The sequence below is a fragment of the Sporichthya brevicatena genome, assembly GCF_039525035.1.
GTDB lineage: Bacteria > Actinomycetota > Actinomycetes > Sporichthyales > Sporichthyaceae > Sporichthya > Sporichthya brevicatena.
Window position 1 is genome coordinate 16,034 of record NZ_BAAAHE010000007.1, and the last position, 14,046, is coordinate 30,079.

13 protein-coding genes are annotated in these 14,046 nt (G+C 71.7%); 5 read left to right on the top strand and 8 right to left on the bottom strand.

Annotated elements, in window-relative coordinates:
- Positions 1-163: 163 nt before the first annotated feature.
- Positions 164-2,302 (top strand): DEAD/DEAH box helicase, encoded by a 2,139-nt coding sequence (locus ABD401_RS03190; protein WP_344601518.1) that lies wholly within the window; start codon positions 164-166, stop codon positions 2,300-2,302.
- Here ABD401_RS03190 and mnhG read toward each other — a convergent pair.
- Genes mnhG through ABD401_RS03220 form a run of 6 tightly spaced genes read right to left on the bottom strand, consistent with a single transcriptional unit; the run spans position 2,299 to position 8,584 of the window.
- Positions 2,299-2,670: a monovalent cation/H(+) antiporter subunit G gene (gene mnhG / locus ABD401_RS03195; RefSeq protein ID WP_344601521.1), complete on the bottom strand. Its 372-nt coding sequence runs from the start codon at positions 2,668-2,670 to the stop codon at positions 2,299-2,301. The two genes, ABD401_RS03190 and mnhG, sit on opposite strands and share 4 nt — an antisense overlap.
- The gene (locus tag ABD401_RS03200) at positions 2,667-2,945 is read right to left on the bottom strand and encodes an MrpF/PhaF family protein (protein ID WP_344601523.1); all 279 of its coding nucleotides are present in this window, start codon (positions 2,943-2,945) and stop codon (positions 2,667-2,669) included. Before ABD401_RS03200 ends, mnhG begins: the two co-directional genes overlap by 4 nt.
- Complete coding sequence (locus tag ABD401_RS03205) at positions 2,942-3,532, bottom strand: Na+/H+ antiporter subunit E (RefSeq protein WP_344601525.1); 591 nt, start codon at positions 3,530-3,532, stop codon at positions 2,942-2,944. The genes ABD401_RS03200 and ABD401_RS03205 overlap by 4 nt, the downstream gene beginning before the upstream one ends.
- A complete protein-coding gene (locus tag ABD401_RS03210; RefSeq protein WP_344601527.1) occupies positions 3,529-5,268 on the bottom strand; it encodes a Na+/H+ antiporter subunit D in 1,740 nt (579 codons plus the stop codon). The genes ABD401_RS03205 and ABD401_RS03210 overlap by 4 nt, the downstream gene beginning before the upstream one ends.
- Positions 5,265-5,717, bottom strand: coding sequence for a Na(+)/H(+) antiporter subunit C (locus tag ABD401_RS03215; RefSeq protein WP_344601530.1), 453 nt, complete (start codon positions 5,715-5,717; stop codon positions 5,265-5,267). Before ABD401_RS03215 ends, ABD401_RS03210 begins: the two co-directional genes overlap by 4 nt.
- Positions 5,714-8,584, bottom strand: coding sequence for a Na+/H+ antiporter subunit A (locus ABD401_RS03220; RefSeq protein ID WP_344601532.1), 2,871 nt, complete (start codon positions 8,582-8,584; stop codon positions 5,714-5,716). Before ABD401_RS03220 ends, ABD401_RS03215 begins: the two co-directional genes overlap by 4 nt.
- A 60-nt stretch (positions 8,585-8,644) precedes the next feature.
- On the opposite strand from ABD401_RS03220, the gene ABD401_RS03225 reads away from it, so the two are divergent.
- Both ABD401_RS03225 and gdhA read left to right on the top strand, forming a co-directional pair.
- The gene (locus tag ABD401_RS03225) at positions 8,645-9,490 is read left to right on the top strand and encodes a universal stress protein (RefSeq protein ID WP_344601534.1); all 846 of its coding nucleotides are present in this window, start codon (positions 8,645-8,647) and stop codon (positions 9,488-9,490) included.
- Between the two features lie 74 nt (positions 9,491-9,564).
- Entirely contained in the window at positions 9,565-10,920 is a 1,356-nt protein-coding gene (gene gdhA, locus ABD401_RS03230; RefSeq protein WP_344601536.1) for an NADP-specific glutamate dehydrogenase, read from the top strand.
- Between the two features lie 96 nt (positions 10,921-11,016).
- Here gdhA and ABD401_RS03235 read toward each other — a convergent pair whose 3' ends face one another.
- Positions 11,017-11,895 (bottom strand): TrmB family transcriptional regulator, encoded by an 879-nt coding sequence (locus ABD401_RS03235; RefSeq protein ID WP_344601538.1) that lies wholly within the window; start codon positions 11,893-11,895, stop codon positions 11,017-11,019.
- A 76-nt stretch (positions 11,896-11,971) separates the two neighbouring features.
- Positions 11,972-12,763 (bottom strand): SDR family NAD(P)-dependent oxidoreductase, encoded by a 792-nt coding sequence (locus ABD401_RS03240; protein WP_344601540.1) that lies wholly within the window; start codon positions 12,761-12,763, stop codon positions 11,972-11,974.
- Positions 12,764-13,054: 291 nt separating this feature from the next.
- On the opposite strand from ABD401_RS03240, the gene ABD401_RS03245 reads away from it, so the two are divergent.
- Both ABD401_RS03245 and ABD401_RS03250 read left to right on the top strand, forming a co-directional pair.
- Positions 13,055-13,285 carry a ferredoxin gene (locus tag ABD401_RS03245; RefSeq protein ID WP_344601542.1) on the top strand — a complete coding sequence of 77 codons (231 nt, stop codon included), beginning with the start codon at positions 13,055-13,057 and terminating at the stop codon, positions 13,283-13,285.
- Between the two features lie 4 nt (positions 13,286-13,289).
- Positions 13,290-14,039 carry an SDR family oxidoreductase gene (locus ABD401_RS03250; protein WP_344601544.1) on the top strand — a complete coding sequence of 250 codons (750 nt, stop codon included), beginning with the start codon at positions 13,290-13,292 and terminating at the stop codon, positions 14,037-14,039.
- Positions 14,040-14,046 lie beyond the last annotated feature (7 nt).

Below are 14,046 nucleotides of genomic sequence, written 5' to 3' on the forward strand. Positions count from 1 at the left end.
CCCCACCAGGGCCGTCGGGCTTGACGATCCGGGCGCGCCGATATGGGCCGCGGAACTCGCCCGAAGTTCCACCAGTTGGGGAGCGGGTCGGTCCTGGACCGAAATCGCCCGGGAGCCGGCTGGCGCATCGTGCTCGGGAGCGACCCGGGCCAAGGAGGAGCGCGTGGCTCGACCTCGGCAGGCACCGTCGGGTGCTCGTCGTCCCGTCCCGCGGCCGGACCGCCGGCCGAAAGCACGCTCGGACGAGGGCATCATCCCGGTGCTGGCCCGTGCCGTACGGGCCGTCGAGGCGTCGGTGAACCGCGGGTCGATCTCGCCCTCCGTGCGCACCAAGTTCCAGAGCGTGGCCCTGCTGGTCCGCCAGGAGCGGGCGCGCGTCAAGAGCGACAGCTCCGCCGGGGAGGCCCAGAAGGCCGAGATGCTCAAGCGCCTGGACGGGATCGCGATGATCCTCGCCCAGACCTCGGTCCGCGAGCCCTCGCTGCTCGCCCTGTTGGCCGACGACGCGGTCGTCTCCTCCGACACCCGGGCGATGGTGCGCGCGATGCTCACCGACGCCGGGCTCGAGGCCCCGCCGGAGGAGGAGACCCGCCCCGCTCCGACTCCCACCACGCCGGCCGCCGAGAAGCGGGTCGTGCCCCAGTCGGTGATGCAGCGGCAGCTGGCCAACCCGTTCCTCGCCCCCGACTTCTCCGCGGCCGCGGCACAGCCGGCCGCTCCGCGGACCCGCCACCTCGCGACCTGGGAGCTGCTCGAGCCGCTCTTCCGCTCGTTCGAGGAGGCTACCGGCGGCGACTCCGCCTGCATGCCGCTGCCCGAGCCGGGCGACCTGCGCGTCCTGTCCGGTCGCGAGCTGATGCCGCACCAGTCCCGGGTCATCGCGGCGGCCGCCGCCGGCCACCGGACGTTCCTGCTCGCCGACGAGCCCGGTCTCGGCAAGACCGCCCAGGCCCTGCTGGCCGCCGAGGCGGCAAACGCCTACCCGCTGCTGTGCGTCGTCCCGAACGTCGTCAAGACGAACTGGGCCCGTGAGGTCGGCATCTGGACGGCCAACCGCAAGCCCACCGTGATCCACGGCAACGGCGACACGATCGACGGCTTCGCCGACGTCGTCATCGTCAACTACGAGGTGCTCGACCGGCACGTCGGCTGGATCGGCGACTTCGGCTTCCGCGGGATGGTCGTCGACGAGGCGCACTTCATCAAGAACAAGACCTCGCAGCGCTCCCAGCACGTCCTGGAGCTGGCCGAGCGGATCCGCAACCGGTCGGTCCGCCCGCTGCTCATGGCGCTCACGGGTACGCCGCTGATCAACGACATCGAGGACTTCCAGGCGATCTGGGAGTTCCTCGGCTGGATCGACGCGAAGAAGCCGCGCAGCGAGCTGATGGCCCGTCTCGAGGAGACCGGCCTGACGCCGATCGACCGCGAGTTCTACCCCGCGGCCCGGCGCTGCGTCATCGACATGGGCATCGTCCGGCGCCGCAAGGTGGACGTCGCCGCCGACATCCCGGCCCGTCGCATCGCCGACCTGCCCGTCGAGCTCGAGGACAAGCTGGGCAAGTCGATCCGGCAGGCCGAGCAGCGCCTTGCGAAGCGGATGGTCTCGCGGTACGAGGCCGCCCTCGAGGCGCGCACGAGCGGTCACATCGCCGACGGCATCGACCACGACCTCGTCCGCCTCATCGCCACGCGTGAGCGCAAGGAGGCGACGAACAGCAAGACCGAGGGCAACGTGTTCGGCCTGATGCGCAAGATCGGCCAGTCCAAGGCCGTGCTCGCTGCCGACTACGCCGCCCAGCTGGCCCGCAGCGCCGGCAAGGTCGTGTTCTTCGCCAAGCACATCGACGTCATGGACGCCGCCGAGGAGACCTTCACCAAGGCCGGCATCCGGTTCTCCTCGATCCGCGGCGACCAGACCTCCGCGGCACGGCAGAAGCAGGTCGACGCGTTCACCAACGACCCCGAGGTCTCGGTCGCGGTCTGCTCGCTGACCGCGGCCGGTGTCGGCATCAACCTGCAGGTCGCGTCGAACATCGTCCTCGCCGAGCTGTCGTGGACCGACGCGGAGCAGACGCAGGCGATCGACCGCTGCCACCGCATCGGCCAGACCGAGCCCGTCACCGCGTGGCGCATCATCGCCGCGCAGACTCTCGACGCCCGCATCGCGGAGCTGATCGACAGCAAGGCCGGCCTCGCCGCCCGCGCCCTCGACGGCTCCGACGAGGAGGTCTCGTCCTCCGTCGACGTCCAGCTCGAGGCGCTGGTCTCGCTGCTGACGGACGCGCTGCAGAACCGCTAGACGGGCCGGTCCGGATCCGGGCCGGGGTCGGGGAGGACCGCGCGGAGGTCGTTGACCACCAGCAGGTCCTCCCGGACCTGACCGGCGCGGACGGAGGCACGGCCGACCATGTGGTTGCCGATCGGGGACGTCATCATCTGGCAGAACCCGATCAGGATCAGGACGCCGATCGCGCCCGGTTCCCGGAGCCGGAATCCCAGCCCGATCAGCACGAGGGTCAAACCCAGCACCTGGGGCTTGGTGGCGGCGTGCATCCGGCTGAGCAGGTCGGGCAGGCGCAGGACGCCGATCGAGGCGATCAGCGCGAGCGCCGCTCCGCTCAGCAGGCAGGTGGCGGCGATGACGTCCGCGATGTCGGCCGCGCTCATGACCGCTCCACCTCGATGTCGTCACTGCCGCGGGTGAAGCGGGCGACGCTGACCGAACCGACGAAACCCAGCAGCGTCAGGACGAGCAGGATCGGCAGCGTGTGCGAGTGCCGGTTCCAGGCGGCCTCGATCGCGAGGGCGCAGATGCCGACGGCGACGAGCATGTCGAGTGCGACCGCACGGTCGAGGACGGTCGGCCCCCGCACGATGCGCGCGAGCACGCACACCGCGGCGACGGCGAGCATCGCGAGGCACACGGACAGGACGGCGGTCATCGCTTCCCTCCGGCGGGGTGGTCGGCCGGGTCGTCGGGCAGGTCGTCGAGGTGCGCGATCTCCGCGCCGAGCGCACGCACGACGCGGTCCTCCTGGGCGAGCACGCTCTGTCGGAACCGTTCGGCGCCCTCGGCGTCCCCGACGTCGAGCACGTGGAGGAACAGGGTGTGCGTCGAGCGGCGGGCCTCGACGACGAGGCTGCCCGGGATCAGGCAGGTCATCTCCGCGACGACGGTGAGCACGAACTCCGACGGGGTCTTGAGGTTCACCTCGACGATCGCGTTGCGCAGCGGTCGTTGCCGCGGACGCAGCACCACCCGCGCGACCTGGATGCTCGAGACGACGACGTCGGTGAAGAACTTCGTCACGAGCCGGACCAGCGCGAGCGGACGGACCCGCAGGTTCAGCCGCACCGGCGGCAGCGGGAAGACGATCGACGCGACGACCGCGACGGCGAGCCCACCCAGTGCGGTGAGCAGCGAGAGCTGGCCCCACAGCAGCATCCAGACCGCGGTCAGCCAGAGCAGCATCGGCCACTGCAACAAGCCGAAGCGTGACCGGAAGCGGACCACCGACGTGGGCGTCATCCGTCACCCCCGATCCCGCGGGCGCCGGAGTCGGGGTCGCCGCGGGTGTCGTCCGGGTTCAGCGCCGCCTCGAGATAGGGCGAGCGGAGCATCAGGTCCTCGGCCGCGCGGTCGGTGTACCGGAACAACGGACCCGCGAGGAACGTGAAGATCAGGCTCACGCCGACCAGCGCCGCGGCGGGCCCGACCATCGCCGCCGGCAGCCGGGAGGGCAGGTCGCCGTCCCGGAGCAGCTGGTGCAGGTCACGGTCCGAGGACTCGTCGTCGACCACGCGCCGCGCGGCCGCGATCTCCCGGTCACCGAACGCCGTCGCGCCGACGTGGACGTGTCCGCGGTGCCGGACGATCCGGGCGCCGGAGTCGCCGGAGTCCTGCTCGGGGTCGGGGGCGGCGAGCGACTGCGCGATGTCGTGCGCCTGTTCCGGCGTCCGCCAGAACGCGGCCGACCAGGTCTTCGCGATGGCGTAGAGCGTCAGCAGGCTCGTCGCCGTCCCGCCGATCACGAGGGTGATCGCGAGCCAGCCGCCGACCTCCAGGCCGGCCTGCAGCAGACCGACCTTGCCGAGGAACCCGGACATCGGCGGGATCCCGGCGAGGTTCATCGCGGGCACGAAGAACAGGATTCCCAGCAGCGGCGCGAGCCGCGCCAGCCCACCGAGACGGAGCAGGGCCGTGCTGCCGGCTCTTCGTTCGATGAGACCGACGACGAGGAACAACGCGGTCTGGATCGTGATGTGGTGCGCGACGTAGAAGATCGCGCCGGAGATGCCGGCCTCGGTCGCCAGGCCGATGCCGAAGATCATGTAGCCGATGTGGCTGACCAGCGTGAAGGACAGCATTCGCTTGATGTCCGACTGCGCGATCGCGCCGAGGATGCCGACGACCATCGTCACCAGCGCGGCCCACATCAGCAGGTCCGAGAGCGGACTGTCGGGGAACAGCAGCGTCTGCGTCCGCAGGATCGCGTAGACACCGACCTTGGTCAGCAACCCGGCGAAGACCGCGGTGACCGGGGCTGGTGCCGTCGGGTAGCTGTCGGGCAGCCACAGCGAGAGCGGGAACACCGCCGCCTTGATCGCGAACGTCGTGAGCAGCAGCAGCTGCAGCGTCAGGCTCACGCCGTCGGGCAGGTCGTCGAGGCGTCCGGCGAGCTGCGCGAAGTTCAGGCTCCCGGTCGCCGCGTACACGGCCGCGATCGAGATCAGGAACAGCGTCGAGGACAGCATGTTCACGACGACGTAGATCGTCCCGGCGCGGATGCGCGTCGCCGTGCCGCCGAGCGTGAGCAGCACGTAGCTCGCGAACAGCAGCATCTCGAAGCTGACGAACAGGTTGAACAGGTCGCCGGCGAGGAAGGCGTTCGAGACGCCGGCGACGAGGACCAGGAACGTCGGGTGGTAGATCGAGACCGGGGCCTCGGAGTCGTCGTCGGTCAGGCCCTGTCCGATCGAGTACAGGAGGACGGCGAGGGTCACGACCGCCGAGACGAGCAGCATCAGCGCGGAGAGCCGGTCCGCGACGAGGTTGATGCCGAGCGGGGGCGTCCACGCGCCGATCCACGCGACCTGCGGGCCCTGCTGGTCGGCGCGGACCATCAGGGCGGCGGCGAGGACGACGATCGCGGACAGCACGGCGACCGTGATCGCCCGCTGCATCTTCGGGTGCCGGGAGAGCGCGAGCGCGGCGCCGGCGCCGAACAGCGGCAGCAGGACCGGCAGGGGGACGAGAACGTTCACGCCGTCTCCTCCTCGCGCAGCCGTTCGAGGTCGTCCTCGGGGAGGTCGACGCCCTGCGACATCAGGTCGTGGCTGTCGGACGCCTCGTCCGCCGCGGCGAGGCGGCGGATCGCGGCGTCCTCGACGTCGTCCTGGACGTCGTCGTTGCCGTAGAGCTGCCAGCTGCGGTGCGCCATCGCGAGCAGGAACGCGGTCGTGGCGAGGGCGATGACGATCGCGGTGAGCACGAGGGCCTGGGGGACGGGGTCGGACATCTCCGCCGGTGGGTACTCGTTGGCGATCGGTGCCGACCCGGCGCGGCCGCCCGCGACGAGGAACAGCATGTTGACGCCGTTGCCCATCACGAGGAGGCCGACGAGCACCCGCGTCAGGCTGCGTTCGAGGATCAGGTACACGCCGCAGCCGATGAGGAACGACGCGGTGAGGATCAGCGTGAGGTTGCCGCTCATCGCAGGGCCGCCTCCTGTTCCTCGGCGAGGATCTGGGTGTCGATGCGAGCTCCGAGCGTGCGCAGCAGGTCGAGGATGAGGCCGACGACCACCAAATAGACGCCGATGTCGAAGAACGTCGACGTGACGAAGTGGATGTCGCCGACCACGGGGATGTGCAGGTCGACGATCGCGCTCTGCAGGATCGCGCCGTCGAACGCCAGCGGGGCGAGGGCGGACGCGGCGGCGACCGACAGGCCCAGGCCCATGAGCACACCGGCGTCGATCGGGGCGGCCTCGTCGAGCTCGTACCGGCCGCCCGCGAGGTAACGCACCATCAGCGCGAGGCCGGTGACCATGCCTGCGGCGAAGCCGCCGCCGGGGAAGTTGTGGCCGGCGAACAGCAGGTAGATCGAGAAGACGACGACGATCGGGAACAGCAGGCGCGCGACGACCTCGAACAGGATCGAGCGCCGGTCCGGGGGCAGCGTCCGCGGCCCCGGCAGCCAGATGTGCTTGCCGGTCGCGTCCCGGACGCGGTCGACGACTTCGGTGTCGGCGTCGACCATGCGGCGGATCCCGGAGCGCCGGGTGTTGAGGAACAACAGGCTCGCGACGCCGGTCGCGGCGGCGACCAGCACGGAGATCTCGCCGATCGTGTCCCAGGCGCGAATGTCGACGAGGATGACGTTGACGATGTTGTAGCCACCGCCGAACTCGACGGCCTCGGTCGGGTACGTCGCCGAGACCGGCTCGGCGGTCCGGGCGCCGGTGGTCACGAACATGACGACCGCGACGGTCGCGCCGACGAGGACGCCGAGCACCATGCGCAGGTAGCGGCGCGGGGACAGCGGGCGGTCGGTGAAGTACGGGGGCAGCCGCCGCAGGACGAGCACGAAGACGACCAGGCTCGACGTCTCGACCAGAACCTGAGTGAGCGCCAGATCCGGGGCGCCGTGGAGCACGAACAGCAGGGCCGTCCCGTAGCCCGTGACGCCGACGAGCATCACCGCGCGCAGGCGGCGCCGGGACCGCGCCGCGGCGAAGGCGGCGAGACAGGTGACCAGGCCGACCAGCGCCTGCGCGGGCGTGTCCCACAGCTCGACGTCGACGGCGTCGTCGAGCGCGATCGTCACCGCGATGCCGGGCAGGAGCAGCACCACGAGCAGGATCACGACGAGGTACTCAGCGACCGAACCGCGCTGCACGGCACTGGTGACCTCGACCGCCCACCGGTCGACGGTGCGCATCCCGAAGCGGTAGGCGCCGTCCGCGGTCCAGCGGAATCGCACCCGGTGCTGGAAGCGCGCCATCGGGCGGCGGAACGCGAACAGCACCAGACCGACGCCGGCGGTGATCGCCGAGAACGCCAACGGCAGCTCGAACCCGTGCCAGAGCGCGAGCTCCGCGTGGTGCACGCCCGCGGGGAACTGTTCGGCGTGGGGCTCGAACGCGGTCGTCAGCGGGTGCCCCGCGAACCCGAGCGCGACCGTCAGGGTGCTGAGCACCAGCGGGGCGCCGAGGAAGCCGAGGGGCACCGCGGGGAAGTTCGTCGGCTCCACGTCGGGCTTGGTCGCGAACACGCCCCACAGGAACCGGGCGGTGTACGCGACGGTGAGCGCGGAGCCGACGATCACGCCGAGCACCACCAGCCAGCCGGCGGTCGAGCTCAGGTCGGCGCGGTCGCCGTCGCGGGCGACGTCCAGGAGCGAGGCGAACACGCTCTCCTTGCCGACGAAGCCGAGCAGCGGCGGCAGGCCGGCCATCGAGACCCCGCCGATCAGCGCGACGACGAACAGCGCCGGGGCGGTACGGCCGACGCCCGACAGCACGCGGATGTCGCGGGTCTTCGCCTGGTGGTCGACGATGCCGACGACGAGGAACAGCGTCGCTTTGAACAGCGCGTGCGCGACCAGGAGGCCGAGGCCGGCGAGGGCGCTCGCCCGCGTCCCGACGCCGAACACGACGATGAGGAAGCCGAGCTGGCTCACGGTCCCGTAGGCGAGCAGGAGCTTCGCGTCCTGCTGCCGCAGGGCCCGCCAGCCGCCCAGGATCATCGTCCCGACGCCGAGGATCAGCACCGTCTCGTGCCAGCCCGGCGTCCCGGCGAAGGCCGGGGCCAGGAGCGCGACCAGGAAGACGCCGGCCTTCACCATCGAGGCGGCGTGCAGGTACGCGCTGACCGGGGTCGGGGCGGCCATCGCGCCCGGGAGCCAGAAGTGGAACGGGACCAGCGCGGACTTGCTCAGCGCTCCGACGAGGAGCAGGACCACCGCGACAGTCGTCGGCGTCCCCGACGGCGGGGCGGCGAGGATCTCACTGATCCGGAAGGTGCCGGCCTCCCGGCCGAGCAGCAGCATGCCGACGAACATCGCCAGGCCGCCGAACGTCGTCACCATCAGCGCCTGCATCGCGGCCTGCCGGCCGGCGCGTTTGGTGGGGTCGGTCCCGATCAGCAGGAACGAGAAGACCGTCGTCAGTTCCCAGAAGACGTAGAGGACCAGCAGGTCGTCGCACAGGACCAGGCCGAGCATCGACCCCGCGAACGCGGTGAACGTGCCGGTGAACAGGGCGAGGCCGGGGTGGTCGTCGTCGAAGTACCAGGCGCAGTAGGCGAGCACGAGCGCGCCGACGCCGGTCACGACCAGGGCGAGCACCCAGGCGAGGGTGTCCATCCGCAGCGCGATGTCGATCCCGAGGGTCGGGACCCAGCCGTAGGTCTCGGTCGGCGGCCGGCCGTCGTGCACCACGTCGGCCCGGGTGAGCAGCCACACGAACGAGACCAGCGGGACGACGGCGAGCACGAGGAACGCCCGGCGGCGCAGCAGGTGGACGAGCCACGGCGCGACCGCTGCGACGGCGAAGTGCGCAGCAAGAATCGCGAGCAAAGGGGTACGCCTTCGATAGCCGGACGGACATGATCAGCCTAGGCGGGCGAAAGGAAGCACATGGACGCACGGCCGGTGGTCGTCGGGTACCACGACCGCAAGGACTCCCGCGAGGCGCTCGCCTGGGCGGCGGACGAGGCAGCGGCGTGGGGAAGGCCACTCCAGGTCCTGTTCGCCGCCAATTATCCCGGCATGATCACCCCGCCCGGCTCGAGCATCGAGCTGGAGCCCGGTGCGCTGGACGCGGCGAACGAGGTCACCACCCGCGGCGTCGCCGAGGCCCTGGCGCTACAGCCGGACCTCGCCGTCTCCGGCCGGACCGAGGTCACCAGCCCCACCCGGGCGTTGATGGAGGCCTCGGAGGATGCGGCGCTGCTCGTGATCGGGTCCCGGGGGTACGGCCCGCTGCTCGGGACCCTGCTCGGCTCGATCTCCCTGATCGTCCCGGCCCGGGCGGCGTGCCCGGTCGTCGTGGTGAAGCCGGCGTGCGCGCGGACGCGCCCCGGGCCGGAGCGTCGGGTCGTCGTCGGCACCGACGGCTCCGAGCACGCGGCGGGTGCCGTCGAGTTCGCCGCCGGGGTCGCCGAGCGCTCCGGGGCGGCGCTGGAGGTCCTCTGCTCGACGGGGGAGCCGCCGCTCTACGGCGTCACGACCATGGACCCGCACGAGGCGGCCCGGCAGATCCTCGCCGTGACCGAGGCGGCCGTCGCCGTGGCCCACCCGGAGGTCGAGGTACGCACCCGGCTTGCCGAGGGCCCGGCGGCCGAGGTGCTGCTCGCGGCCGCCGCCGGCGCGGGGATGGTCGTGGTCGGCTCCCGGGGCCGCGGGGCCTTCACGGGGATGATCGCGGGCTCGGTGAGCATGGCCGTCGTCCACGGGGCGGAGGCGCCCGTCGCGGTCGTCTGACCAGCCGGAGTGAGAGGTCGGAAACACGGTGTTTACCGTTGAGGGGCCCCCACCACCTGGCCCCAGGAGAGTTCGTGAAGGTCGACGTCGACGCTGAAGTGGCACGTATCTACGCCGACGTGATCCGTCGCAACCCCGCCGAGCCCGAGTTCCACCAGGCGGTCCGCGAGGTCCTGGAGTCCCTGGCGGTCGTGCTGGGGCGCCACCCCGAGTTCACCGCGCACAAGACCGTCGAGCGGATCTGCGAGCCCGAGCGGCAGATCATCTTCCGCGTCCCGTGGCAGGACGACCGGGGCGAGGTCCACATCGCCCGCGGCTTCCGCGTCGAGTACAACAGCGCGCTCGGCCCCTACAAGGGCGGCCTGCGGTTCCACCCGTCGGTGAACCTCGGGATCGTGAAGTTCCTCGGGTTCGAGCAGATCTTCAAGAACGCCCTGACCGGCATGCCCATCGGGGGCGGCAAGGGCGGCTCGGACTTCGACCCCAAAGGCCGCTCGGACTCCGAGGTCATGCGGTTCTGCCAGTCGTTCATGACCGAGCTCTACCGGCATCTCGGCGAGTACACCGACGTGCCGGCCGGCGACATCGGCGTCGGGGCCCGGGAGATCGGGTTCCTGTTCGGCCAGTACAAGCGCATCACCAACCGCTACGAGGCGGGCGTGCTGACCGGCAAGGGCCTCTCCTACGGCGGTGCGCTCGTCCGCACCGAGGCGACCGGCTACGGCGCGGTGTTCTTCGCGTCCGAGATGCTCGCGGTCCGCGGCGAGGAGTTCGAGGGCAAGACCGTCAGCGTCTCCGGTTCCGGGAACGTCGCGATCTACGCGGTCGAGAAGGCGCAGCAGTTCGGTGCGCGGGTCGTCACGGTGTCGGACTCCAGCGGCTACGTCGTCGACGAGAACGGGATCGACCTGGACCTGCTCAAGCAGGTGAAGCTCTCCGAGCGGGCCCGCATCAGCGAGTACTCCGCCCGCCGTCCGGGGGCGGTGTTCGTACCCGCCGCCGACGGCAGTATCTGGGACGTCCCCTGCGACGTCGCGATCCCGAGCGCCAGCCAGAACGAGCTGCCCGAGGACGGCGCCGTCGCGCTGGTCCGCAACGGGTGCCGCATCGTCGTCGAGGGCGCGAACATGCCGACGACCCCGAAGGCGGTCCGCGTTCTGCAGGAGGCCGGCGTCGGCTTCGGACCCGGCAAGGCGGCGAACGCCGGCGGCGTCGCGACCTCGGCGCTGGAGATGCAGCAGAACGCCTCCCGCGACCGCTGGAGCTTCGAGCGCACCGAGACCCGGCTGGAGGAGATCATGCGCGACATCCACCAGCGCTGCCACGCCACCTCCGAGGAGTACGGCGACCCCGGCAACCTCGTCCTCGGCGCCAACGTCGCCGGCTTCCTCCAGGTCGCCGAAGCCGTCCACGCCCACGGCCTGGTCTGACGCCACCCCGGTCAAAAAAGGGTGACACCCCTTACTGCGCAGTAAGGGGTGTCACCCTTTTTTCACAGCGGGGCGCGGTGTCGCGGCGGGGGTGGCCTAGCGGCGGGGGCGGCGCGGCGGGGTGCCGGTGCCGGCGCCCCGCTTGAGGACCGCGGCGGGGGCGCCGTGGTCGGCGCGGAGGCGGCGGAGGCGGGGGTTCTCGGTCCAGAACGACTCGAACTCGTCCGGGGCGAAGCGCTCGGCGATCAGGTGCATCGCGATGTCGTGCCGGACGTACTCGACGGCGACGAGGACGACCGCGGGGTCATCGGTGTAGACGCCCCAGGCGTCGCCGTTGACGACGCCGCCGATGACGGCCTGCTCCCGGTCGCCGGAGACGACGAGCAGGCGGCAGCCGAGGTTCTCGAGGACGACCTCGGGCGAGGAGAAGCGGTGCGGGGTGGTGTTCCCGACCGGGTCCTTGTCCTCGCCGAAGGTGACGACGGAGACGTCGACCCCGTCGGCCTCGGCCCGGCGCGCCGCGGGCTTGAGCGGGTCGAGCTCGGCCGGGAAGCCGGAGAGGAAGACGTCGGTCCGCGCGGCGGCGATGACGTCCTCGGCCCGGGCCAGCAGCGACGAGCGGTCGGAGAGGCTGTGGACCAGGCGCACCTGCGACGGCGACGCGATCTCGGGGAGGGCCTCGCGGAGGGTGTCCATCGACTGGTCGAACTCGCGCCGCATCCGGTCGAGCAACGCGGACGGCGGCAGCGAGATGTAGCCGACGTTGTCCTCACCGGCGCGGACCTCGTACGCGGCGCCGCGCGCGACGAGCTTGGCGAGCGTCTCGTAGACCGTGCTGCGGGGGACGCCGGAGCGTTTCGCGACCTCGTAGCCGTTCAGCGGCGCCCCGGCCGCGACGAGGGCGACGTACGCCTTCGCCTCGTAGCCGGACATGCCGAGTCGCTGCAGCTCCTCGATGACGTTCTGCTGCGACATCCCGCCATCATTCCACCCCGCGAACGCGTGCCGGGGGTAGCGCCCCGCGGCCCACGGGGAGACGGACACCGCGGTCCTAGGCCAGGGAGTCGTCGTCCGGGCCGACCGAGTCGACCGACTTCGGTCGCGGCAGGCTGGCGAGGGTGCTCTTGAGCAGGCCACCGTCGACGGCCAGGACCTGACCGGTGATGTACGTGGCCTTCTCCGAGGCGAGGAACAGGACGGTGTCGGCGATGTCCTCGCTCGACCCCAGACGGCCCAGCGGGACGCGCGCCTGGCGGAGCCGGCGCACCTCGGGGTCGGCGTAGATCGCGTCGGACATCCCGGCGTCGATGAGGCCCGGGGCGACGCAGTTGACGCGGATCCCGAGCGACGCCCACTCCATCGCCTGGTGCTCCGTCAGCCGGATCACGCCCGCCTTGGAGGCCGAGTAGGCGCCGGCGTTGGGGGCGGCCGCGACGCCGTTGACCGAGGCGATGTTGATGATCGCGCCGCCACCGACGGTGGCCATCCGGCGGGCGACGGTGCGCCCGACGAGGAAGGTGCCGGTGAGGTTGACGCGCAGGGCCTGCTCCCAGTCGGCGAGCGAGACGTCCAGCAGCGGGCCGAAGCGCACGATGCCGGCGCTGTTGACGAGCAGGGCCGGGGCGTCGGGGAGGGAGGCGACGGCGCCCTCGACCGAGGCCTCGTCGACGACGTCGACCTGACGGGGCACGCAGATGTCACCGAGCTCGGCGGCGAGTTCCTCGACGCCGGCGGCGTTCACGTCCCAGGCCGCAATGCGGTAACCGAGCTTCGCCGCCGACCGCGCGATGACGGTGCCGATGCCGTTCCCGGCGCCGGTGACCACCGCCCACTTCTCGGTCATGCGAGCCCCTCCTCACCCCGTGGGACCGCTACCGATCCGGACGGCGCCCATGCGACGTTGTTCTTGTAACGACGCTACTTCCTCGCCGACCGATCGTCCAGCGTCGTCCCGCGCATTTGTTCGCTGATACATGCGTGTAACGCCGATTTTTGGCGCAGTGATGGGTTGCGCGCCCGAAGACGCTAAGGGCCTAGCTACTAGTGAGCCGTCGGCCTAGCTGACCCCGGGGCCGAGCGATTACAGTTCGACCTCGCCGCCCCCGACCGTCCGCCCCCGAGGAGGTGCGTGGAAATGACCGCCAAGCTCTGGATCGACTCCGACGTCTGCATGAGCTCGGGTCGCTGCGTCGCCGACCTGCCGCGCGTGTTCCGCTTCGACGACGAGGAGATCGCCGAACTCGTCCCCGACGCGGACATCGACGCCGAGTTCGACGCCCACCGTGACCTGCTGGTCGCCGCCGTGCGCAACTGCCCGGCCGGTGCCATCCACCTGCAGGAGGACGGCGTCGAGGTGGAAGCCTGACGTCATGGATCTCGGACTCTCCGGCCGCCGCGCGGCCGTCGGCGCCGCGAGCGCCGGACTCGGGTACGCCTGCGCCGAGGCTCTCGTCGCCGAGGGCGCTCAGGTCGTGATCTGCGGGTCGGACGCCGGCCGCGCCGAGGCCGCCGCGAACAAGCTCGGCGGCGGGACGCAGTGGCTCGTCGCCGACCTCGCCGACCCCCTCGGGGCCGAGCGCTTCGTGCACGAGGCCAAGGAACGGCTCGGCGGGCTCGACGTCCTCGTCGTCAACGGCCCCGGTCCCGCGGCGGGCACCGCGCTCGACACCCCGGCCGACGCGTACCAGGCCGCGCTCGACCGCAGCCTGCTCGCGGTCGTGCGCCAGTGCCTCGCGGCCGTGCCCGACATGCGTGCGCAGCAGTGGGGCCGGATCGTCGCGATCACCTCGCTCGGGGTCCGCCAGCCGTACGCGAACCTCGCGCTCTCCAACGCCGCCCGCGCCGGCGCGACCGGCTTCCTGCGCACCCTCGCCACCGAGGTCGCCGCCGACGGCGTCACCGTCAACTCGGTGCAGCCCGGTGTCCACGCCACCGACCGCGTCCGCCGGGTCTTCGACGAGCAGGCCCTCGCGGCCCAGCTCTCCGGGGTCCCCGCCGGCCGCCTCGGCGAACCGGCCGAGTTCGGCGCGCTCGTCGCGTTCCTCTGCTCGAACCTCGCCGCGTACATCACCGGCGCCGCGATCCCCGCCGACGGCGGCGCCAACCGCGCCCTCCAGTAACCCCGCC